The organism is Saccharomonospora azurea NA-128, assembly GCF_000231055.2.
Classification (GTDB): domain Bacteria; phylum Actinomycetota; class Actinomycetes; order Mycobacteriales; family Pseudonocardiaceae; genus Saccharomonospora; species Saccharomonospora azurea.
On sequence record NZ_CM001466.1, the window covers coordinates 2,532,530 to 2,555,184 of the forward strand.

General features: G+C 70.8%; 17 protein-coding genes and 1 tRNA gene. 2 read left to right on the forward strand and 16 right to left on the reverse strand.

Going from position 1 to position 22,655, the window contains the following annotated elements; translation table 11 throughout:
- Positions 1-114 precede the first annotated feature (114 nt).
- The 8 genes from SACAZDRAFT_RS11265 to dacB form a co-directional block, all read right to left on the reverse strand.
- On the reverse strand, positions 115-879 hold the full coding sequence (locus SACAZDRAFT_RS11265) for an ESX secretion-associated protein EspG (protein ID WP_005441692.1): 765 nt from the start codon (positions 877-879) through the stop codon (positions 115-117).
- Positions 880-944: 65 nt separating this feature from the next.
- On the reverse strand, positions 945-1,736 hold the full coding sequence (locus tag SACAZDRAFT_RS11270; RefSeq protein ID WP_005441694.1) for an ESX secretion-associated protein EspG: 792 nt from the start codon (positions 1,734-1,736) through the stop codon (positions 945-947).
- Between the two features lie 3 nt (positions 1,737-1,739).
- Entirely contained in the window at positions 1,740-3,149 is a 1,410-nt protein-coding gene (locus SACAZDRAFT_RS11275; protein WP_005441696.1) for a hypothetical protein, read from the reverse strand.
- Positions 3,150-3,171: 22 nt separating this feature from the next.
- On the reverse strand, positions 3,172-3,540 hold the full coding sequence (locus SACAZDRAFT_RS11280; RefSeq protein WP_005441698.1) for a hypothetical protein: 369 nt from the start codon (positions 3,538-3,540) through the stop codon (positions 3,172-3,174).
- 150 nt (positions 3,541-3,690) lie between these two features.
- The gene (hpt, locus tag SACAZDRAFT_RS11285) at positions 3,691-4,245 is read right to left on the reverse strand and encodes a hypoxanthine phosphoribosyltransferase (protein ID WP_005441700.1); all 555 of its coding nucleotides are present in this window, start codon (positions 4,243-4,245) and stop codon (positions 3,691-3,693) included.
- A gap of 34 nt (positions 4,246-4,279) precedes the next feature.
- The gene (gene tilS / locus SACAZDRAFT_RS11290; RefSeq protein ID WP_005441702.1) at positions 4,280-5,287 is read right to left on the reverse strand and encodes a tRNA lysidine(34) synthetase TilS; all 1,008 of its coding nucleotides are present in this window, start codon (positions 5,285-5,287) and stop codon (positions 4,280-4,282) included.
- Positions 5,266-6,300, reverse strand: a complete 1,035-nt coding sequence (locus tag SACAZDRAFT_RS11295) for a zinc-dependent metalloprotease (RefSeq protein WP_005441703.1) — start codon at positions 6,298-6,300, stop codon at positions 5,266-5,268. The genes tilS and SACAZDRAFT_RS11295 overlap by 22 nt, the downstream gene beginning before the upstream one ends.
- A 133-nt stretch (positions 6,301-6,433) precedes the next feature.
- Positions 6,434-8,659 (reverse strand): D-alanyl-D-alanine carboxypeptidase/D-alanyl-D-alanine endopeptidase, encoded by a 2,226-nt coding sequence (gene dacB, locus SACAZDRAFT_RS11300; protein WP_232286261.1) that lies wholly within the window; start codon positions 8,657-8,659, stop codon positions 6,434-6,436.
- A gap of 262 nt (positions 8,660-8,921) precedes the next feature.
- On the opposite strand from dacB, the gene SACAZDRAFT_RS11305 reads away from it, so the two are divergent.
- Entirely contained in the window at positions 8,922-9,431 is a 510-nt protein-coding gene (locus SACAZDRAFT_RS11305) for an inorganic diphosphatase (protein ID WP_005441706.1), read from the forward strand.
- Positions 9,432-9,534: 103 nt separating this feature from the next.
- Here SACAZDRAFT_RS11305 and SACAZDRAFT_RS11310 read toward each other — a convergent pair whose 3' ends face one another.
- Positions 9,535-10,059 carry a gamma carbonic anhydrase family protein gene (locus SACAZDRAFT_RS11310; RefSeq protein ID WP_005441708.1) on the reverse strand — a complete coding sequence of 175 codons (525 nt, stop codon included), beginning with the start codon at positions 10,057-10,059 and terminating at the stop codon, positions 9,535-9,537.
- Positions 10,060-10,145: 86 nt separating this feature from the next.
- Positions 10,146-10,219, reverse strand: a tRNA-Thr gene (locus SACAZDRAFT_RS11315).
- Between the two features lie 126 nt (positions 10,220-10,345).
- Between SACAZDRAFT_RS11315 and SACAZDRAFT_RS11320 the strand changes: the two genes are divergently transcribed.
- Entirely contained in the window at positions 10,346-12,031 is a 1,686-nt protein-coding gene (locus SACAZDRAFT_RS11320) for a hypothetical protein (RefSeq protein WP_005441710.1), read from the forward strand.
- 63 nt (positions 12,032-12,094) lie between these two features.
- Here SACAZDRAFT_RS11320 and SACAZDRAFT_RS11325 read toward each other — a convergent pair whose 3' ends face one another.
- From SACAZDRAFT_RS11325 to SACAZDRAFT_RS11350, 6 genes are all read right to left on the reverse strand, one after another.
- Entirely contained in the window at positions 12,095-13,312 is a 1,218-nt protein-coding gene (locus SACAZDRAFT_RS11325) for a DNA polymerase III subunit delta' (RefSeq protein WP_005441712.1), read from the reverse strand.
- A complete protein-coding gene (locus tag SACAZDRAFT_RS11330) occupies positions 13,309-15,408 on the reverse strand; it encodes a bifunctional MFS transporter/dTMP kinase (RefSeq protein WP_005441713.1) in 2,100 nt (699 codons plus the stop codon). Before SACAZDRAFT_RS11330 ends, SACAZDRAFT_RS11325 begins: the two co-directional genes overlap by 4 nt.
- A 116-nt stretch (positions 15,409-15,524) precedes the next feature.
- Entirely contained in the window at positions 15,525-16,076 is a 552-nt protein-coding gene (locus tag SACAZDRAFT_RS11335; protein WP_005441715.1) for a hypothetical protein, read from the reverse strand.
- A 177-nt stretch (positions 16,077-16,253) separates the two neighbouring features.
- The gene (gene topA, locus SACAZDRAFT_RS11340; protein ID WP_005441716.1) at positions 16,254-19,016 is read right to left on the reverse strand and encodes a type I DNA topoisomerase; all 2,763 of its coding nucleotides are present in this window, start codon (positions 19,014-19,016) and stop codon (positions 16,254-16,256) included.
- Positions 19,017-19,302: 286 nt separating this feature from the next.
- Positions 19,303-19,923 (reverse strand): hypothetical protein, encoded by a 621-nt coding sequence (locus tag SACAZDRAFT_RS11345; RefSeq protein WP_005441718.1) that lies wholly within the window; start codon positions 19,921-19,923, stop codon positions 19,303-19,305.
- Between the two features lie 169 nt (positions 19,924-20,092).
- Positions 20,093-22,378 (reverse strand): sodium-translocating pyrophosphatase, encoded by a 2,286-nt coding sequence (locus SACAZDRAFT_RS11350; RefSeq protein ID WP_005441720.1) that lies wholly within the window; start codon positions 22,376-22,378, stop codon positions 20,093-20,095.
- Between the last annotated feature and the right edge of the window lie 277 nt (positions 22,379-22,655).

Below are 22,655 nucleotides of genomic sequence, written 5' to 3' on the forward strand. Positions count from 1 at the left end.
GGAGTCGCCGTCCCACCAGCGTACAGTCCGACTCCCGTGAGATGCCGGGCGCTCCTGGATGCTGTCACTGTCAACGACCGACGTCGGCGCCGTGTTCCCCGTCCGTAGCGCGTCTCAGCGTGTGACGTCGGTGACCATCTCGCCCAGCCGGCTCCGCAGCGTTTTGGCGTCGGCCGGAGCGACCGTGACCCATTCCCGTCCGTCCGGCCCGGTGCGCGACAGGCTCAGGTACCTGCCGGAGGCGGTGTCGAACCACGCGAGCACCGACGAACGACGCCTGGCGCCCACGTCGTCGCGGCTGTTGGCAGCCAGCTGCCCACCCCGCAGGCGGGGTTGTGCGATGAGCTGCGCGTACGTCTCGGCCGGGTCGTGCGATCGGTCGGCGAGACCACCGCGCCTGCCCGACGCGCTCGCGGCGGCGGTCCGGGAGGGCTGGATCCGCATCGCGTCGTCGAGCGGCAACGTGATGGACGACTCGGTGCCCCGCTGACCCGACGGCAGGAGGTTCACGATCGCGGAGACGAGCCCGTCGGGATAGAGCGGACGCAGCCACACACCGTCGGCGTCCTGCACCGCGAGCACGGCCTGCGTGCCGTCCGAGGCGGCGAGGGCGGCGACCGGGGTCTTCCGGAACTCGGGGATGTGCAGCGCGTCGATGCTCACCGACGGCATCGCCAGAAGCCCGAGCCACTGGTGCACCGGCGAGTTCGCGAGGTCCCTCGCGGCCAACTCGGTCTCGACGCGCCTGCGCAGCGCGGCCCGCTCGACCTCGTCGTCACCGTGCGAGGGCACCGTGAACGGGTACGGCAACTCGCCCACCTCGGCCTGCTCCCACAGGATGTCGAAGGTGGCGAAAGTGAAGAACTCCTGCGCAGACACGATGTCCCCCGAAGCTGCTGTAGCGACGACCGATTCGGTTCCGTGGTGATCGAGAAGGATAGCGGTCACAGTCGCACGGCGGTGGCCTGCGCGACGAAACTCAACATCTCCGACAACCGGTGTCGCAGTGTGGGGGCGTCCGCCGGGGCGATGACGATCCAGTCGCGACCGTCGGGCCCCCGGCTGGCCTGCGTGAGGTACCGGCCGCTCTCGGTGTCGAACCAGCTGAGCACCGGCGAACGACTCTTCGCGCCCGAGGCGTTCCGGGCGTTGGCGCCGAGCTGACCGCCGCGTCGACGCTCCTGGGCGTGCAGCCGGGCCAGCGCCTTGCGGTCCTCGTCCGCCCGGGCCGTGCTGCCGTCGGACGTGGTGGGGCGGCGCTGCATGAAGTCGGCGCCCGGGCCCGCCACCAGCTGTTCGAGCGGCATGTTGATCGACTTCTCGCGCCCTCTCGGCGCGCCGGGCAACTGCCCGACGATGGCGCTCGCGAGCCCGTCGGCGGGGATGCTCTCCAGCCAGGCGGTGCCCGACTCCTGCACGAGCAGAACGGCGTTGCGACCCGACGCCGCGGCCAGGGCCGTGCGTGCCGCGGCGTTCGGCGCGCTGATCAGCACGGAGTCGAGGCTCAGTTCGGCCGTGGCGAGCACGCCGAAGGCGTCCTCCACAGCCGGGGCGGGCCGACCGTTGTCGTCGGCCAGACCGCGGCGCGCCAGGTCGGTCAGCACCTGCACCCGGAGCGCGGCGCGTTCCTCCAGCGTGTCGCCGTGGGAACGCACCGTCACCGGGTACGGCAGTTCACCGAGGCCGCTCGACTCCCAGAGGAAGTCGAGCTCGGCCTCGGTGAGCTGTACGCGCACGTGCTATCGCCCCTCGTCGTCCGGGCCCCACGCGCCGAGCACCGGCGGCGCGGCCGCCTCCGTCGCGCCGAAGGTCTCGTCGGGGTCCGGTTCGATGAGGAAGGAGGCGTGCGTGTGTTCCTTGTCGTCGTCCTGGCGCCCCGCACCGGCACCCGCGCCGCCCATGCCCATCGGCGCCGCGGCACCCGAGGCCGGCGGAGCACCGACCGCACCACCCGGTGCGGGGGCCGGGGCAGCACCCTGACTCTGCGCGGGGACCGAGCCGGCGGCGTTGGGAGCCACACTGCCGGTGCGGTCGGTCGCCGACGCGACCGTGTCGGAGGTGACGGCCTCACCCTTGGCGCCTGTGCGCTTGCCCGACAGGCCCTTGGCCGCCTTGAGACCGGCATAGCCGACGGCCCCACCGGCCACCGCGCCGCCGAGCGCCGCCCCGGCGTTGACGCCACCACCCGTGGGCGCGGAGGCGGGCAGCTGGCCCGGGCCCGCGGCGGCACCGGCACTTGCGCCGACACCCTGGACGTCGGCGCTCGACCCGGCGGCGCTGGACAGGTTCGTGAAGGAGTCCACGGCCGCGTTGACCGCCCACGACGGCGCACCGCCGTGCGCGTTCGGTCCGCTGTTGCCGACACCGGCGACCGAGTAGGTGCCCGACGCGCCGAGCGACCGGGCCTCCACCGCGACACCGTTGCCGAGCGGCTTGAGACCGAGGGACTCCGGCCCGAAGCTCGGGGTCGTGCCGTCGATCTGCGACAGCTCCTCGGTGTAGGCCTCGAGGAACAGGATCTGCTGGGCCTTCACCGCCTGCGCCTCGTCGTGCTGCCGCTTCATGTCCATGACCATGGCGGCGGGGCCACCGGCCAACATGGCGCCCATCTGCGTCGCCGGGTCGAAGTCCTTGGGCTGCGGCATCGTCTTCAACTTGGCCGCCGCACCGGCCTGCTGCGCGAGCCGGTCGCGCATCGTGCTGGCCGCCTCGGAGGCCTGCGCGCTGGAGTTGGCGATGCCGACGAGCGCGCCCTGGGCAGCACCCGCGCCCTGGCCCACCCACGCGGCACCCAGTTCCTTGATGGCGTTGTAGAGGTCCTCGGCGATCCGGGACAGCTCGTTGCCGTGGTTGCCCCAGGTCTGCCCGAGCTCCTCGGCCGTGCCCGGCTCGTTGTTGACCGTCGCGTAGGCGTACAGCTGCTCGCTGCCCCGCGCCGCCCAGTTCGGCCGCGCGCCGATGGCGCGGTCACTGCCGTACTGGAAGCCGTCGGACCGGCCGCGCGCCCGGTTGACCAGGTCGGCGACATCGGCGCCGCCGTCGCGCATGACGGCGTCGACGTCCGTCGGGCCGGAGTTCACGCGGTACCCGTAGCCCGGCGAGCCCGGCATCGTGCTGGGCTCGTCGGCACCGTTTCTGTCCGAGTACATGTCTTCCGCTTCCCCCTAGTGATCAGAGCTGGCCGGTCAACGACTGGGCGGTGGAGGCGTCGAAGTCGTCGTAGCGGCTCATCGCCTCGAGGATCGCGTGCTCGGCGTCGTCGTACTGCGTGTACAGGTTCCGCAGAGCCTGGGCGTACGAGTCGTTCATGCCGGCCGCCCGATCGGCGAACTTGGTCGCGATGGCCTCACCCACTGGGTTGGCTCCCAGCTTCGGCGACACCGCGAGGAAGCCGGTGTTGTCGAGCAGGGCCGCGACCGCGTCCTTTCCGGTACGGATCTTGTTCAGCACCGCCTGCGCGGCGTCGGGGTCGAGCCCGACCTGGCCCTCCGCCGCGGCGGCCCGAAACGCTGCGGCATCCGCATAGCTGCTGTTCGGCATGTGTTCGATCTCCTGTCCCCAGCACAACCCGACTAGGCTCAGCACCTGCGATCTTCGCTAAGGTTAACGCACTCGAGGTACGCCTACGACGCGTTCTCGCCTGTTCGGGTTCCGTGTTCGCAGGAAATATCCGAGCGCGACGCCGGACCGTTACGAGGAGTAGACCCGAGGGTCGAGCGTTCCGATGAACGGCAGGTCGCGGTACCGCTCCGCGTAGTCGAGCCCGTAACCCACGACGAACTCGTTCGGGATGTCGAAGCCCACGTACTTCACGGGAACGTCCACCTTCACCGCCTCCCGCTTGCGCAGCAGCGAGCACACGTTCAGCGAGGCGGGGTTGCGGCTGGCGAGGTTCTTCAGCAGCCACGACAGGGTGAGCCCCGAGTCGACGATGTCCTCGACGATCAGGACGTCCCGGCCCGCGATGTCGCGGTCGAGGTCCTTCAGGATGCGCACCACTCCGGAGGACGACGTGGACGAGCCGTACGACGACACCGCCATGAACTCCAGCTGCGCCGGGATCGGCAGCGCGCGGGCGAAGTCCGTCATGAACATGACCGCGCCCTTCAGCACGCCGACGAGCACGAGGTCGGAGGTCGTCTTCTCGGCCGGATAGTCCGCCGCGACCTTCTCGGCCAGCTCGGCGACTTTGTCCTTGATCTGCTCCTCGGAAATGAGCACGGAGGCGATGTCGCCTTCGTACACGGTCAGCTCCCTAGGGTGGTGGGTTGGCAGTTGTTCAAAACGTGTTCAAAACGAGCTTTTCATGGGCGCGTGTGGCCTCGACACCGCCGGGTAGGAAAACGCCGCCCTGGCCACGCCACCGACCCACGAGGTCGTCGACCGAGCGCAGGTGCGCGTCGGTCAGTTCCGGGACCCCACCGCTCAACAGCCACGTGCGCAGGACCCTTCTCCGCACCGCCGACGGCGCCTGCGCGAGCACGTCGACGCGGAGTGCGGCGCCCTCTCGGGCACGTCGGTGGAGGTCGTCGGCCACCGCGTCGAGCGCCTCGCAGTCCTCCCGCAGTTGCCGCGCCGTGCGGGCCAGCGCCCCGGCCACCCCACCGGCGAGCACGTCGTCCAGCAGCGGAAGCACCTCCCTGCGCACGCGCACGCGGCGGAACCGCGGGTCGGCGTTGTGCGGGTCCTCCCAGGGGCTCAGTCCCAGTTCCGCGCACGCGGCCCTCGTCACGTCCCGCGGCGTCCCCAGCAGCGGCCGCGCCCACGGCGGGTCGAGCGGACGCATCCCCGCCAGTGAACGCGGACCCGAACCCCTGCCGAGACCGAGCAGGACCGTCTCGGCCTGGTCGTCGAGTGTGTGGCCGAGCAGCACGAGTGTCCGCTCGCCCGCGTGCTCCCGCAGGACCGCGTACCGCGCTCGGCGGGCCGCCGCCTCCGGCCCGCCGGGCCCGGACACCGTCACCGGAAGCACCTTCGCCGCGTGCGCACCCAGGCGAAGCGACTCCTGCGCCGCCTTCTCGGCGACGTCGGCCGACCCCTCCTGCAGCCGGTGGTCGACCACGAGCGCACACACCCGCAGGCCCCGGCGCTCCCCCACGTACGCGGCCGCCTCCACGAGTGCGAGCGAGTCCGCGCCCCCGGAGACCGCCACGGCGAGTTCGCCCGACTCCAGGTGAGCCGCGCACGCCGGTTCGGCGAGGAAGTTCCGGACCGCCCTGCGCACCACGAGCACCGCGTCGAGGCGGGGCCGTGGCGTCGGTGGCGTCAGTGCACGCGCCGCAGCCATGCCTTCGGGTCCTTGATCTCCTCGCGGCTCGGCAGCGTGTTCGGCGACGTCCAGACCGCGTTGAACCCGTCCATGCCCACCGCCTCCACCACCGCACGGGTGAAGGACGAACCCAACGCGTACTGGCGCACCTTGGCGTCGACTCCGAGCAGGGCGCGCAGCAACCGATCGAGCGGGCCTCCACCCTTGCGGCGGACCGTGAACCGCCGCCGGATCGCCGCCACGCTGGGCACGACCTCCGGGCCCACCGCATCCATGACGTAGTCGGCGTGGCCCTCCAGCAGCGTGGACAAGGCCAGCAGCCGGTCGAACACCTCACGCTGGGCGGGCGTCTGCACCAGCTCGGCCAGCCCCACCGAGCCTTTCTCCTTCGCGTCCCGGAGCTGCCGCACGTTCTCCGAGACCCGCGAGAGCAGCGTCCCCAACCCGTCCGACTCGGCGAACCCGGTGATCAGCCTGCCGACCTCGGCGGCGAAGTGATCGCGCAGCCAGTCGACCGCCGTGAACTGCAGCCGGTGCGTGCACTCGTGCAGGCACACCCACATGCGGAAGTCCCGGCCGGACACACGCATCGCGCGCTGTGCGGTCACCACGTTCGGCGCCACGAGCAGCAGCCTGCCCGCATGGTCGTCGCCCCCGAACGGGTCGTACTGGCCGAGCACCTTCGTGCCCAGGAACGCGAGGACGACGCCCGTCTGGACCCCGGCACTGCCCGCCACGAGCGGAGCCAACGCCCCGTTCTTCTCGTCGTCCGGCAGGGCCCGGGTCGTCATCGCCTCGAGCCCCGACGCCGCCGCACGCACCCAGCCGGGCCGGTCGACGACCTCACCCGGCGACAACGGCAGGCCGGCTCCGAGCCCGGTGAGACCTCGGACGTGGCGCTCCGCCTCCACGGTGAAGTCGGACAGCTCGGTGACGACCCGTTCGGCCTCCGCCCGATCCACCACCGGGCCGCCCCTGACCAGGTACGCGCCGGTCGCCGCGGCCACCGACCAGTCGACCGACGGCGTCATCGTCCTGCGCTGCTCCGCCGAGGAACTCACGACGGCTGCTTCGAGACGGTCGACAACAGGCTGCCGGCAACGGATGTGCTCACGTGTCGTCCTTTCGCCGCGCTGGCACCTCGTCCTTCGACGCTACCCGCCCTCAGCGGCAACCACAGCCACGCAGTGCCGCCGCGATGCGGTCGAGTGCCGCGCGTGCCTTGTTCTGATCCTTCCCGTCCGACATCAGGGCGAACGCCAGCACCCGGTCGTCCTCCGTGAGCACCACACCGGCGAGCGTGTGCACCCCCGAGAGCGTCCCCGTCTTCGCCCGCACCCAGCCGCGACCGGACTCCGACGCCTCCTCGTCGTAGCGGGGGGCGAGCGTGCCGCTGCCGCCCGCCACCGGCATGCCGATCAACAACGGCCGGAGCTTGGCGGTGACCTCGTCGAGCTGCTTCACCCCGCCGTCGTCGTCGGCCGCGGCCAGCTGGATCACCTGGGTCAGGGTCGACGCGGGCACGGAGTTGCGCGGCGACAGGCCACTGCCGTCGTGCAGCACCACGTCGGAGACGTCGACGCCGTGTCGCCGCAACACGTCGAGCGTGGCGGCGGCACCGCCGTCGAACGAACCTTCCCGGTCTTCCGCGGCGGCCACCTGCCGCGCCAGGACCTCGCCCAGCAGGTTGTCGGACTCCACGAGCGTGTGCCGCACCAGTTCGTCCACCGGCGCCGACCACACCTCGCCCAGCACCGTGGCGTTCTCCGGGGCCTTCGTCTCGCCCCCGACCTCGGCGCCGAGGCGCTCGGCGAACTCCTCGGCCAGGTTGCCCGCCGGGTCGGACTGTCCCATCGACGCCTTGTTCTTCGGATCCGTGCGTCCGCCGTCGAGCATCGCGGGCTGCACCTTGACCATGAACGTCGACGGCACGTCGTCCGGCGCCCACCCGGCACCGGTCTCCGGACCGGTGTAGGCGGACAGGTCCAGCTCGACCCGCTCGACGGCGCCTCCGGTGGCCTCCTTCACCTGGGCCACGAGGTCGTCGAGGTGCGCCGCGCCCGGGAAGATCGACTCCTCGCCCGGAGGCAGGGACGACAGGGTGACGTCGCCACCGCCGACCAGGACCACCGTGCCGGGTTCGGCTCCCTCCACGACCCTGGTCGGCAGCCGCATGTCGTGATCGAGCGCGAGCAACGCGGCGGCGCTGACGAGCACCTTGGTGGTCGACGCGGGCGTGGCCGGTGTGTCCGCACCGCGCTCCCACAGCACCTGGCCCGTCGCGGGGTCCACGACGCTGCCGTGAAGCTCACCGAGGTCCGAATCCGACGCGAGCCCGTCGATGGCGGCGGCGACGCCCTGCGGGGTGGGCGCGGCACCGGAGGCCGACGCCCCGCTCAGCGCGAGTCGGACGTCGCGGGGCTCCGGCGGATCGGCCAGCGGGGCGTTCGGCGCCCACGGCAGACCGAGCCGGTTCGACACGGGCGGCAGCGCCAGCGTGACGCCCGCGGCCAGCAGCAGCACCACCCCGACCGAGACGGCCACGAGCAGGCGTCGGCGTCGCGGCCTGCCACCGTCCCCCGCCGCGGAGCTCTCGTGGTCCGGCGGATCGGTCGGCGTGGCGGGTTCGGACGCGTGCGCGTCCGCCGGTACCACGGCCTGGGTGCCGGTGTCCGGAGCTCCGAGAGGCCGGGCCGGGCCGTGGTGCCCCTCGACTCCCTGCGGTCGCTGCCGACCGTGCGCTGCGGGAGCACCGTGAGCGGGGCCGCCGTGAGTGGGACCACCGGACGGCACCGCCTGTTGCTCGCCGGTGCCGTCCGGGCCGATCCGTTGCGGCCACGCCTGCCTTCCCGCGGGCGGGACGGCACTCGGCTGCGGCCGCGGAGGCGCGGGCGAGCGGTGTGGCCAGGCGTCCGGTCCCGGGCTCTGCCGCTCGACCGGCTGCTGCGGGGCCGGGCTCTGCTCGACCGGGTGCTGCGGCGGCCGCGGTGGGCTCTCGTACCGGCGCTGCGGCTGCGACGGCTGCGACGACTGCGACGACTGCGACGGCGGCGCGTGTGACGCGCGCGATACGTGCGACGCCCCGCCCGAGTGCGGATGCTGCGACTGCCACTCCTGCGAGTACGGCACACGCTGTGTCTGCTGCGAGTGGTTCGCCTGCTGTGCCTGCTCCGGGCTCGACCGCTGCTGCCTCTGTCCCACCGGCGTCACGGGCTCCGACTGAGCCGACTGTTCCGGCTGCGTGGACTGCGCCGGTTGCGACGGCCGCTCGTCGGCGGGCTCGTCGGCCTCCGGCCACGAGTGGTCGTCCGGCGTCGAGGTCGACTCGCCGCCGTTCTCCCCGGTCGTGGGCGAAGCGGATTCGCCACCGGCATTCGTGGGAATGCTCACTCTGACTGTCGTCTGCTGCGACGAAGAGTCAGACTTGTCCGGCGCGTCTTCGGGATCATGGTCGGCGGACGGCCATCTCGGACCCGAATTGTCTCCGGCGTCAGGCAAAGTCCCTCCTCGCGGTCAAGAGGGCAGACGTCACATTTGCACACCTGCGTGCCGCGCCCACCCGGTGCGTGGTCCACACTAGTGAAGACCGAAGTGATCATGTTCTAGCCGCCCGGAAGAGCAGCGGCACGAGAGACGAGTCAGCGAGGACGGCGTGGAGTTCGACGTCACGATCGAGATCCCCAAGGGGGAGCGCAACAAGTACGAGGTGGACCACGAGACGGGGCGCATCCGGCTTGACCGGACCCTGTTCACGGCCACGCAGTATCCGGCCGACTACGGGTTCATCGACGACACGCTGGGTCAGGACGGCGACCCGCTCGACGTGCTCGTTCTCGTGCAGGAGCCCACGTTCCCCGGCTGCCTGATCCGGTGCAGGGCCATCGGCATGTTCCGCATGACCGACGAGAAGGGGCCGGACGACAAGGTCCTGGCCGTGCCGTCGGACGACCCGCGGATGGAGCACCTGCGCGACATCCACCACCTGAACGAGTTCCACAAGCTCGAGATCGAGCACTTCTTCCAGGTCTACAAGGACCTGGAGCCCGCCAAGAGCGTCGAGGGTTCCTCCTGGGTGAGCCGCGCCGAGGCCGAGGCGGAGATCAACCGGTCGTACGACCGTGAGGCGGCCCGCCTGAAGGAGCAGTCCGCCGAGCAGAAGTGATCTGCGGTTTCGCCTGACTTCGGACAGGGCCCCGTCGCGCGGTGCGGCGGGGCCCTGTCCGTCTCTCGTGGGGCGGCGCGTACCCGGTGTCCCGATGTTCGGGCTACGGCTGGACCTCCTCCACGCCCTCGGCGTGCCTGCGCGCGAGCTCGCGGTAGACCGCGGCGTTGTGGTCGACCCACGCGGTCGCCGTGGCGGTGAGCGGCGTGAAGTCCTTCGCCGGGCTGCCCTTCGCGATCGTCTCCTCGGGCACCTGAGTGTTCGGGGTGACGGTGGCGCCCGCGGCGACGAGGCTGCGCCTGCCCACCACGGCCTTGTCGAGCACCACGGACCCGTTGCCGATCAACGCCTGCTCGCCGATGGTGCAGTCGTGGACGATGCAGGAGTGTCCGATGGTCGCGCGGGGACCGATCTCGCACACCCCGTCGTTGACGTGGACCACGGTGTTGTCCTGGATGTTGGCGCCCTCGCGGACCACGATCCGGCCGAAGTCGCCGCGGAGCACGGCGCCGTACCGCACGGAGGCCCCCTTCTCCACGACCACGTCGCCGACCAGCGTCGCGGTGGGGGCGATCCAGGCTTCCGGGTGCACGGTGGGGCTCACGCCCTCGAACGAGAACAGCGGCATACGCTCACCCTACGGTCCAGCGACGGCCGCGACGATCACCGGAAAACGAAGAGGCCCCCTCCGCGGTGGAGGGGGCCTCTCGTCGGAGCCGCCTGGGGGAATCGAACCCCCGACCTGCTCATTACGAGTGAGCCGCTCTGGCCGACTGAGCTAAGGCGGCGCGGGGCGAACCCGGCTGCTCACGAGTATAACCATCCCGTTTCTCGCGTCACCCACGGGGGCGGGCGTCGTTGATCGACATGCCGGCACCTCCGCCGGCACGTCGGTCACCAGGAGGACTGTCCGCATGCGCCGGAAGCGGCACCGCCGCGCTCACGTCTTCGCTCTGCCCACGGCGGCTTCGTTGCTCGTGCTCCTCGCCGCGCCCGCCGCCGCGCAGACCGTTCCCACCACACCTCCACCGGTTCCCGCCGAGGAGGGCCAGCCACCGATCTCCTCGGAGACCAAGCCCCCGGGGCGGATCATGGCGGAGGCGGGGACCGCGCTGGGCGTGCTGCGGCTCCTGCCCGAGGCGATGGAAGCCGACGCGACCATGCCGGGCTGGGCCGCGGACCTGCCGAAGCAGTCGGTGCTGGAAGGCGGCATCGGCCTGTCGTACGCACGCGCCGACAGCGAGTCGCAGTTCGCCTACGAACGCTCGGTCGCCGAGGCTTCTCCGGCCGGGCTCTCGGTCGCCGGGCACAGTCCCCAGACACCCGGGTCCGCCGTGCAGACGGCGCTGCCGGACAACGACAAAGCGCTGTCCACCGGGCTGGAAGGCCCGGACAACCCGCTGGTGAACGTGAGCGCGCTGCACGGCCGGGCGCACGCCCGGTGGGACGAGGCCCTCGGGCCGTGCGTGGGCACGATCGCCGACGCCGGCACGTCCGCGGCGAGCCTGTCGCTGGTGAACGCGATCCCCACGATGCCGGACACCAGCCGCGCCGCCGCGGCCGGAGGCGAACTCGGCGAGGCGCTGGAGCAACTGCCGGGCTCGCTCGCCAACCTGGGCGGGCTGCTCTCCGGGACGAAGTCGGACGGCACCGGCTCCCTGGTGAGCGTGGACAAGGCCCTGTCCACCCGGTCGGTCGTGCGCCTGGTGGACCTCGAAGGCGGCTCCGCCGAGCGCAAGGCCGTCGAAGCGATCTCCACCCTCCAGGCCGGGCGGATCGACATCCTCAAGGGCACTCCGCTCGGGCTGACCGTCAAGGTCGCCGCCCAGCCCACCCTGCGCGTGGTGTCGACGGGCGACGCGGAGACCTCCACGGTCGACTACACCGCGCCGGTCCTCACGGTCGAGCGCAACGGCAAGACGCTGTTCACCCTCGACGCGGCGAACCCCACCGCGGACATCCCCGTCGGCCTGCCCTCGCCCGAGCTGAGGACGCTCCCCGGCTACGAGGACGTCGCGGACGCTCCCGTGATCGGCGAGGTCGCCGAACGGGCCGACGGCGCCGTGACGACGCTGTCCGACGACGCGGCGAAGCGCGTGCTCGACATCGGTGTGCTGCGCCTCAGCATCGCCGAGCTCGACGAGCGGGCGGAGACGGTCACGACGCCGTTCGCCGGGCACCGCGTGTCGGCGCTGGCCCGCATGCTCGACGTCCGCGTCCTCCCGACGGAGCGTTTGAAGAACCTGCTGCCCGACGACCTGGCCGCCACACTGCCGTCGGCGCTGGCGCAGGTGTCGGTCGGCGAGCAGAGCGCGAACGCCTACGCGCCCGAAGGCGGTGTGGACTGCTCGGCGCCGGTGCAACCCGTCGCGAACGACGGCGCGAACGACACCGCCGCGCCTCCTGCCGCACCGCCCGCGAACCGGTCCGACGTGCCCACCGTCCTCGCGCACACCAACGCCGCGTACTCGGCGGTCCCGTTGTTCTGGACCGGCACGGCCCTGCTCCTGGTCGGAGTGGTGCTGGTGGCCGCTCTGCCGAACCGGCCGCACAGAGTCCCCGCCCCCGTGAGGCCGTCACCCCGCCCCCGCGGCGAGTGACGGGCCCGGGCCGCCCCTCGCGCCGGCAGGAGCGGCCCGGGTCACTCCGGCGCGTGGACTCGGTCAGCCTTCCCGAAGAGTGGTCAGCATGGCCTCGACGGCGATGCGGGGCTTGACGTTCCAGCCGATGGCGTCGCGGCAGGCCAACACGGCTTCGAGCCGGCGCAGCGCCGACACCGCACCCCACTCCCGGGCCGCGGTTCGCGACTGCTCCGCGAAGTCGGGATGGATCAACGCCGCGGACGCGCCGCTGGCCTGCACCAGCACGTCGCGGTAGAACCCGGCGAGGTCGACGAGCGCGAGGTCGAGCGTGTCCCGCTGGGTCCTGGTGGCCCTCGACTTCTGCCGCTTCTCCAGCGCCCGGACGGCGGCGTCGGCGGCCCGCTTGGCGGCCGCCACGCCCTTGCCGGTGCCGCCGGACCCCATCGCGGTCCGCAGCGCGTCCTGCTCCGCCTCGTCGCGAGCCTTGCTCTCCTCGGTCGCGTCGGCCTCCGCCGTCGCGATCAGCTCGTCGGCACACCGGAACACGTCCTCGGCGCGCCGCAGCCCGAGCGGGATGCGCAGCACGGCCGCCCTCCGTTCCCGGGCGCTGTCGTCCGTGGCCAACCGCCGGGCGCGCCCGACATGACCGCCACACACCGAGGCCGCCCATCGGGCCCGTTCGGGGTCGATGCCGTCCCGTTCCACGAGCACGGTCGCGATCGGCTCCGGAGCCGGGGTGCGCAGGTTCACCAGCCTGCAGCGCGAGCGGATGGTCACGCTCACGTCGTCGGGATGGTCGGACGGCGCGCACAGCAGGAACACCGTCCGGTCCGGGGGTTCCTCGACCGCCTTGAGCAGAGCGTTGGACGCTCCCTCGGTGAGCCGGTCGGCGTCCTCGATGATCACGATCTGCCAGTGGCCGGTGGTCGGTCGGCGCGCCGCCGCCTGCACGAGTGCCCGCATCTCGGCCACCGAGATCGACAACCCCTCCGGCGCGACCACCTTCACGTCCGCGTGCGTACCGGCGAGCGCCGTCCGGCAGCCCTGACACTCACCGCACCCGCCGTCGACCAGGCACTGCAACGCCGCCGCGAAGGTGCGGGCCGCCACCGATCGCCCCGAGCCGGGCGGGCCGGTGAACAGCCAGGCGTGGGTCATCGCGCCGTGGTCGTCGGTGCGGCCGGACACGAGCGCCGTCGCCGACTCGGCCGCGGCCGCGAGGATGTCCACGGCCGGTTCCTGACCCACCAGCTGCGACCACACCCGGCCCAGTCGGCCGGTCGTCGTCGCGCTCGTCACTGTCGCGTCACCTCTTCCTGGGTGGTCGGCGGCAGCGCCACCTTCCCGGAAAGCGCGCCCCACACCGACGTCCGCACCCGCTCGGCCACCTCGTCCGCCGTGCCCTCGGCCTCGACCACCACGTAGCGGTCCGGCGCGGAGGCCGCCATCTCCGCCAGCATCTCCTGCACCCTCCAATGGTGCTCCGCCGTGTTGGTCGACTGCGTACTCCCCTCGCCGGGGTCCGCGTCGAGCAGCACCGTGAGGTCCGGGCGCAGGCGGCCCGTGGCCCAGTCGGTGAGTCCCTCCAGCTCGGCGACGTCGAGCTCCGCGAGCGCGGACAGGTGCGCCAGGGGCGTGTCCACGAAGCGTTCCATCACGACGATCGCGCCGCTGTCGAGGGCCGGTCGGACGTCGCGTTCCACGATGTCCGCTCGCACCGCCGCGGCGGCCAACGCCTTCGCGCGCGCCCCACCGAGTGACGCTCCCGAGACGAGCGAGGTCAGCCGCTCGTCGTCCAGAGCCGGGTCGGCGGCCAGCACCACGGGCTGCGACCCGTCACGCAGCCATGCCGCGAGCCGCGCCGCCTGCACCTCGGTGTCGGCGGCGGTGGTGCCCTCCAACGCGATGAGGATGCCGCTGGAGCGACGGGGACGTCGCCGGATGACGTTGCGCAGGTCGGCGAAGATCGGCTCGGTACGCCGCGAGTCCATCTGGCGATACGCGATGACACCGACGAGCGCGGCCAACAACCCGCCGGCCAACAGCACCGGTCTGGTGCCGTCGATGGTGATCACATTGCCCCACACGACCACCTTGCGCGGCTTCACCAGACCGATCAGGCCGGGCACCGCCGAGGTCGTCCCGAAGATGATGATCTTGAGGAGCGACTGGTAGATCGCGTTGATGCGGCCGCGGATGCTGTCGTCGATCTGCGAACCGATGATCGTGATGCCGGTGAGGAACGCGCCTCCCGCGCAGGCTCCGACCAGCGCCACCGCCACGAGCGCCACCGCGAGGTGCGGCGCCAGCGCGACGATGACGAGCGCGAGCCCCGCCACCACGATCCCGAGGCCGAACAGCCGCTCGTGGGGCAGCCTGCGCGCGAGCTTCGGAGCGCCCGCGAGACCGACGGCCGCCCCGATGAACACCGCCACGAACAGCAGACCGAACGACGCGTCGCCACCGCCGAGACTCGACGAGTACGGCTTGGCCGACCCGATCACGGCGCCGCCCGCGGCGAACGCACCGACCATGCCGATCAGCAGACCGCGGATCAACGGCGTGCTCTTCACGAACCGGACGCCGTCCCGCACCATGCTGCGGAACCCGCCCGACTCCTCGTCGTCCCGCCGCGGCTTGCGCACCACGGCCTCGTCGCCGGCCCGCGGCATCGGATGCACGTTGCGCAGCGACAGCTCCGGGATGCGCACGATCAGCAACGCGCTGGCCAGGTACAACAGGCCGTTCAGGACGACGACGATCTTCGCGGTGCCGAACTCCCCCAGCAGGTCCGGCGGCAGGTGGAACGTCGTCTGGATACCGGTGAGAATCGCGTAGATTCCGGCTCCGGTGACGACGGCGACCCCGTACGTCATCACCATTCCGAGCTGGTTCGCCGTTTCGACCTGATCCCGTCGGCGAAGCAGATTGGGCACCGCCGCATCCTTCGACGGAATCCACATCATGGCCGCGGATCCGACGAGGAAGTTGGCGATGAACAACCACAACGGGGTGCCGACGATGGCAATCGAAATGAGCAAACCGAAACGCACGAGGTCGGCGATCACCATGACCTTGCGCCGGTCGAAACGGTCGGCGAGCATTCCCCCGAGCGGGGCGAACAGAAGACCGGGAAGCAACTGGGTCAGGACGATCCCGGCGAAAGCGAAGTTCTGAGCCGTGTAGTCGTCGGTCAGCTTCGTGACCAGTCCTGTCAACGCGAGCAGAGAAAGCCAGTCGGCCACGCTGCACAGAAACGTGACGCCCCAGAGCCGCCGGAACGGCCGAATAGCCAGGACCCGGCGCACTCTGCTCAAGGTGGACGCCTCGTTCGACGCGGTCGACCGCGCCTCGGCGTCCCCTGCCCCCTGCTGCGACTCGTTGATGGACCCCACCCCATAACACTCGGCCCTGCCGTGCGCTCAGGGTAGCGCCGCGCTGTGAACACACGCTGACGAGCCGGGGGCATCACCGAACGTGAACACAACGGCACTAATGGTGTGCGGGGCGTCTAGCCGAAAATGCTCGTGACGCTTTCGACGAAACTCGCGACGAACTGTATCGCGATGATCAAAAAGATCAGCATCAGCGTCAGCGCCACCACGAACCCGGCCGATCCCGCCGACGGCTTCCGCACCTGAGGCGCCGGACGGCGGGTGCGGCTCCCCTGTCCCGGCCTGCGCCTCCGCATGATGGGCGCCAGCAGGGCGGGCGCCGAAGCCCGCACGCCCGGGCGCTGTGGGGGGATCTCCGCCGTCGGCTCGTCGTCCTCGTCGTCGGCCCCGGCAGAGCCACCGGATCCGGGAGCGGAACCGGAGGCACCGGAGGCACCGGAACCAGTGCCACCGCCGGACGCCGCCTCCTGCGCCGCGAGCGCGGTGGCCAGCTGCTGCACCGCTTCCCGATTCACCCCGACCGGCTGTGGGGGATGACCGTTCTCGCCACCGGCGGCGACGCCGCCCGCACCGGCCGCACCGCCCGAACCGTTGTCCGGCGTACCACCCAGCGAATCACTGAACGGCTTCGGCGGCTCCGGAGCCTGAGTACCGTCCGTGTCCACCACACGTCCTCCCATGGTCGGGTTCGGCGTGCGCACCACCCTGACCTCACACAGCGTGGCGCGCCGCGTGCCGTGTGTTGACCAGCGTAGCGGGACTCGGCGCCCTCGCCACCCGCCCATCGGAGCGCATGTTGATCACTCTGCGCACACGTCCGAGGGCGGGGACGAGGTTCGGGCAGGTCAGCCCTTCGACTTGGTGCTCGCGGCGGTCTTGCGTCGCGCGGGCGCCTTCTTCTTCGCCGGACCCTTCGCCCGCTTCTCGGCGAGCAGCTCCGCCGCCCGTTCCTGCGTCAGGTCCTCCACGGAGTCCGACTTGCGCAACGAGGCGTTGTACTCGCCGTCGGTGACGTACGGCCCGAACCGGCCGTCCTTGACCACGATCGGCTTGCCCGACACGGGGTCCTCGCCCAGCTCCTTCAACGGCGGCTTGGCCGCGGCCTGACGCCCTCGGCGCTTGGGCTCGGCGTAGATCTTGAGCGCTTCCTCCAGCGTGATCTCGAAGATCTGCTCCTCGCTCGTCAACGACCGCGAGTCGGTGCCCTTCTTCAGGTAGGGACCGTAGCGGCCGTTCTGAGCGGTGATCTCCTCGCCGCTCTCCGGGTCGGTGCCCACGACGCGCGGCAGCGACAACAGCTTCAACGCGTCCTCGAGGGTCACGTCCTGCACCGACATCGACTTGAACAGCGACGCCGTCCGCGGCTTGGGCTTCTTCGCCTTGCTCTTCTTGCCGTCGGCGCTCTCCTCCGGCTCGGGCAGGATCTCGGTGACGTACGGACCGAACCGGCCTTCCTTGGCGACGATCTCGTGACCGGTCTCCGGGTCGGTGCCCAGCACCCGCCCTTCCTGCGGTGTCGCGAACAACTTCTCCGCGATGTCCACCGTCAACTCGTCCGGCGGGAGGTCCTCGGGCAGGTTCGCGCGCTGCGACTCGCCGTCGACCTCGCGCTCCAGGTACGGCCCGTAGCGGCCCACCCGCACGTACACCTGGCGGCCCTCGTTGTCGAGGAACATCGGGATCGAGTTGATCTCGCGGGCGTCGATGTCCTCGACGCCCGACCCGACGAGCTTCTTCAACCCGCCGAGCCTGCCGATCGAGCCGTCGACACCCATCTCACCGCCGAAGTAGAACCGCGACAGCCACTCGGTGCGCTGCTCGTCGCCCGCCGCGATGCGGTCGAGCTCGTCCTCCATCGCCGCGGTGAAGTCGTAGTCCACCAACCGCTCGAAATGCCGCTCCAGCAGCCCGACCACCGAGAACGCCACCCAGGACGGCACCAGCGCGGACCCCTTCTTCCACACGTACCCGCGGTCCTGGATGGTGTTGATGATCGACGCGTACGTCGACGGCCTGCCGATGCCCAGCTCCTCCAGCTTGCTCACCAGACTGGGCTCGCTGTAGCGCGGCGGCGGCGACGTCGAGTGCGCGTCCGGGCTCAGCTCGCTCGCCGTCAGCTCCTGGCCGCGCGCCAGCCTCGGCAACCTGCTCTGCTTGTCGTCGGCCTCGCCACCCGCCTCGGCGTCCACCGACTCGACGTAGGCCTTCAGGAACCCGGGGAACGTGATCGTCCGCCCGGACGCCGAGAACACGCACTCCTCACCGCTGGAGGCGGTGCCGGTGATCTTCACCGACATCGTGGTGCCCTTGGCGTCGGCCATCTGCGAGGCGATCGTGCGCTGCCAGATCAGTTCGTAGAGCCGGAACTCGTCGGTCTCCAGCTCCCCGGCCACGGCGCCGGGTGTCCGGAACACCTCGCCGGCCGGCCGGATGGCCTCGTGCGCCTCCTGCGCGTTCTTGACCTTGCGCGTGTACTGACGCGGCTTGTCCGCGACGTACTCGGACCCGTACAGCTCCGTGGCCTGGCTCCGCGCCGCCGCCAACGCCGACTCCGACAGCGTCGTCGAGTCGGTCCGCATGTAGGTGATGTAACCGTTCTCGTAGAGCCGCTGCGCGATCCGCATCGTGCGCTCCGACGAGAACCGCAGCTTGCGGCCTGCCTCCTGCTGCAACGTCGACGTCATGAACGGCGCGTACGGCCTGCGCGTGTACGGCTTCTCCTCGACGCTCGTGACCGTGAACTCGCGCCCGGCCAGAGCCTCGGCGAGCCGGTTGGCGTCGACCTCCCCCAGCACCCGCACGTCCTGCGACTGCTGCTTGAGGCGGCCGTCCGGCCCGAAGTCCCGCCCCGTCGCGAGGCGAGCTCCGTCCACCGCCGTCAGCCTGGCGGGAAACGACCGCGGAGCGACCTCGCCACCGTCGCCACCGGTGTCCATGACAGCGGAGATGTCCCAGTACGACGCCGAGGTGAACCGCATACGCTCGCGTTCGCGCTCGACGATCACCCGCGTGGCCACCGACTGCACCCGGCCCGCCGACAGCTTCGGCATGACCTTCTTCCACAGCACCGGCGACACCTCGTAGCCGTACAGGCGGTCGAGGATGCGCCGGGTCTCCTGGGCGTCCACGAGGTCCGGGTCGAGGTCACGAGTGTTCTCGGCGGCAGCGCGGATGGCCTGCTCGGTCACCTCGTGGAAGACCATGCGCCGAACGGGAACCTTCGGCTTGAGCGCTTCGAGCAGGTGCCAGGCGATGGCCTCGCCCTCGCGGTCGGGGTCGGTGGCCAGGTACAGCTCGTCGACGTCCTTCAGCAGGCTCTTCAGCTCGCTGACCGTCGTCTTCTTGTCCGGCGTGATGATGTAGAGCGGCTCGAAGCCGTTGTCCACGTCGACGCCGAGGCGGGCCCACGACTGCCCCTTGTACTTCGCCGGCACGTCGGCCGCGCCCCTCGGCAGATCGCGAATGTGACCACGGGACGACTCGACGACGTAATCGCTGCCGAGATACGGAGCGATCTTGCGGGCCTTCGTCGGCGACTCGACGATCACCAGTCTCCGGCGACCGTCACCGTTCGTGCCCGTCTTCTTCGTCCGTGTCGATCCAGCCACGCTGTCCGCTCTTTCACTCAGATGTCACTCGTCCGACCAGCCAGTGTGCACGCCGTGCACCACCGGTGTCCGCTCAGGTGCTGCAACACGCCGACACCCTCATCCGTTCCACGCCTCGGACAGCCGGTCGACGATGTCTCCCTTTTCCACACCTAGCACGTCAGGCGCCACCGCCCTCGCCCGGGGCACTGCGTGACAACGCGATCACCCTTCGTGCAACTGGGAAGCGGCCCCCGACGACGCGCATCGAGCGGGTTCCCCGGGCAGGGGTGGGGAAACGACCGGTTCAGGATCCCGGCGAGTCGATCCGGGGCGCCGGATCGGCGCCGGTGAGCGTGCGACACGCCGGTGCGTGACCGCTCGCCTCCCGCAGTTCCGGCACCGCGTCGAAGCCCTCCAGCAGGTCGAGGGCGCCGATGTCGTCGAGCGGCTCGCGCACGGCGCTCACCGCATCCCGGCTGGCTTCCGCGCTCTCGGCGACGCTCAGGTCCTCCAGCACCGCTCGGGCCCGCTCCCGGATGCCGCCGTACGTGGACAGCGCCTCCCGACGCACCCGGTCGGCACCGTCGACCGGCACCGAGTCCAGACTTTCGAGGCGGTCGACCGTGCGATCCAGGCCCCCCACCACCACTTCGAGCAGCTGCCCCGAGGTCTCCGACGCACGTCGCGGGCTGCTCGCGTCGATGTTCGGCATCTCCGACACCGACAGCACGAGCTCGGACACCGCTCCGCAGTAGTCGTTGGCCCAGGTCACCGCCGCGTCGCGCGCCGGCGCGTCGGCGGTCGTCGAGGTTCGCCGACCACCCTCCGGTTCCCCGGGGTCAGGCGTGGGCGCGCCACCGCAACCCGCGACGACACACAACACGAGCGTCGCGCACAGCCCGACCCTCTCCCTGAACCGGTGCATACACACCTCCGAAGCGAACGGGCCGACCGGTGCACTCTAGGGCGTCGACACCTCACCCCGACATGCCCGGGCCGGGCCGGGGACGCGGTGGAAGAGTTCCACCCGTCCCGACCCGGCCCGTCGGACGCATCGGGAGCCGACCGCTGCCGCCGGCCCCGACCCACTGGAGCTAGGCCTTCGCGGTGTTGCTCTCCGCGGCGGGCGTGTCGTTCATCGCGGACGCCCGCCGCTTCGAGACCACGATCGCCGCCACGATGACCAGCACCGACGCCACGGCGATGGCCAGCCTGAACGGCGTCGACGCGCTCTCCCCGACCGACAGGGTCACGACCGCGGGAGCGATGAGCAACGACACCAGGTTCATGACCTTCAGCAGTGGGTTGATCGCCGGACCCGCCGTGTCCTTGAACGGGTCGCCGACCGTGTCGCCGATGACGGTGGCCGCATGCGCCTCGGAGTTCTTGCCACCGTGGTGACCGTCCTCCACGAGCTTCTTGGCGTTGTCCCACGCACCACCCGAGTTGGCCAGGAACACCGCCATGAGCATGCCCGTGGCGATCGCACCACCCAGGTAGCCCGCGAGCGCACCGGTGCCGAGCCCGAAGCCCACGGCGATCGGCGCGAACACCGCCAAGAGTCCCGGAGTCGCCAGCTCCCGCAACGAGTCGCGGGTCACGATGTCGACCACCTTGCCGTACTCGGGCCGCGTCGTGCCCTCCATGATCCCCGGGATCGTGCGGAACTGGCGGCGCACCTCGTACACCACCGCACCCGCGGCGCGCGACACCGCGTTGACCGCGAGACCGGAGAAGAGGAACACCACGGCGGCTCCGACGATCACCCCGACCAGCGTGTTCGGGGAGATGATGCTGTCGGAGAACGATTCGCCCACGTCGCTGAGTGTGGCTCCCGCGTCGACCAGTGCGTCCCGGATCGCGGCGGAGTAGGAGCCGAACAGCGCCGTGGCCGCCAGCACCGCCGTCGAGATCGCGATGCCCTTGGTGATCGCCTTGGTGGTGTTGCCCACCGCGTCGAGCTCCGTGAGGATCTGCACGCCCTCGCCCTCGGTCAGATCACCCGACATCTCCGCGATGCCCTGCGCGTTGTCGGAGACCGGACCGAAGGTGTCCATCGCGACGATGACACCCACCGTGGTGAGCAGACCCGTACCGGCGAGCGCCACGGCGAACAACGCCACCGAACCGCCGAGCAGGTACGCGCCGAACACCGCCCCGCCCACGACGAGCGCGGTGAACACGGCCGACTCGAAACCGACCCCGATACCCGACAGGATCACCGTGGCCGCCCCGGTCTCCGAGGTCTTGCCGACGTCCTTCACCGGCTTGTGCTCGGTGCCCGTGTAGTAGCCCGTGAGCCACAGGATGACGCCCGCGAGCACGATCCCGATGATCACCGACACGGTCGCGATCACGGCCGGGTTGCCCTCGGCGCCGTCGAACGAGCTCGGCAGGAACACGAACGACGCGACGGCCGACAACACCGCCGAGATGACGGCGGAGATGTAGAAGGAACGGTTGATGGTCGTCAGACCGCCCTCACCCGCCCTGGCGCGTGTGATGTAGATGCCGATGACCGCCGTGATGACCCCGATCGCGGGGATGATCAGCGGGAACACGAGCCCGTGCCCCGTGGTGGCGAACGCGGCACTGCCGAGGATCAACGCCGCGACGAGCGTCACCGCGTACGACTCGAACAGGTCCGCCGCCATGCCCGCGCAGTCGCCGACGTTGTCACCGACGTTGTCGGCGATCGTCGCCGCGTTGCGCGGATCGTCCTCGGGGATGTTCTGCTCGACCTTGCCCACCAGGTCGGCACCGACGTCGGCCGCCTTGGTGAAGATGCCACCACCGACCCTCATGAACATCGCGATGAGCGCCGCACCGAAACCGAAGCCCTCCAGCACCTTCGGCGCCTGTCCGGTGTAGACCAGCACGACCACGGAGGCCCCGAACAGGCCGAGCCCGACCGTGAACATGCCGACGACACCACCGGTACGGAAGGCGATCCGCATCGCCTTCTCCCGACCCGCGGGTTCTCTGGCCGCTGCCGCGACCCGCACGTTCGCTCTCGTGGCCAACCACATCCCGAGGTAGCCGATGAAGAACGAGAACGCCGCACCGACGAGGAAGAACACCGACCGCCCGATCCGCTCACCGACGGTCTCGGCGGGCAGAACCAGCAGCAGGAGAAACACGATCACCCCGAAGACGGCGAGCGTGTTCCGTTGTCGGTTGAGATAGGCAGCCGCGCCTTCCTGCACCGCCTTGGCGATCTCCTGCATCTTCTCGGTGCCCTGGCCCGCGGCCAGCACTTCCTTGAGCAGGAGATAACCGATGACCAGTGCTGCGAGGGCGACCGCGGCGACCACGGCGACGATGCCGTAGTCACCTCCGGACAGCTCCAGAGAGCTCTCCGCGAGGAATTGCCGGGACATTCGTTGTCCTCCTGAGACGTCGCCTGTTGCCCGCGCCGGTCCCCGCGGCCGGATGCCGACCCAGTGTGCCGACGCTGACAGTGGGATCTACGCCACTATTTGTGTGGTTCGGCGGAGTCTATTGGTACTGCGGCCCACGCGGGCAACAGTGACCCAGGTCGCATTCGGGTACACTCGGTGTGAATCTGATCACTCGCATGGTGTGTCCACAGTCACGACGCCGACGTGTGCGAAGCTTCGAAGGTGGCGTACCGGGTGACAAGTCGACAAAGCATTA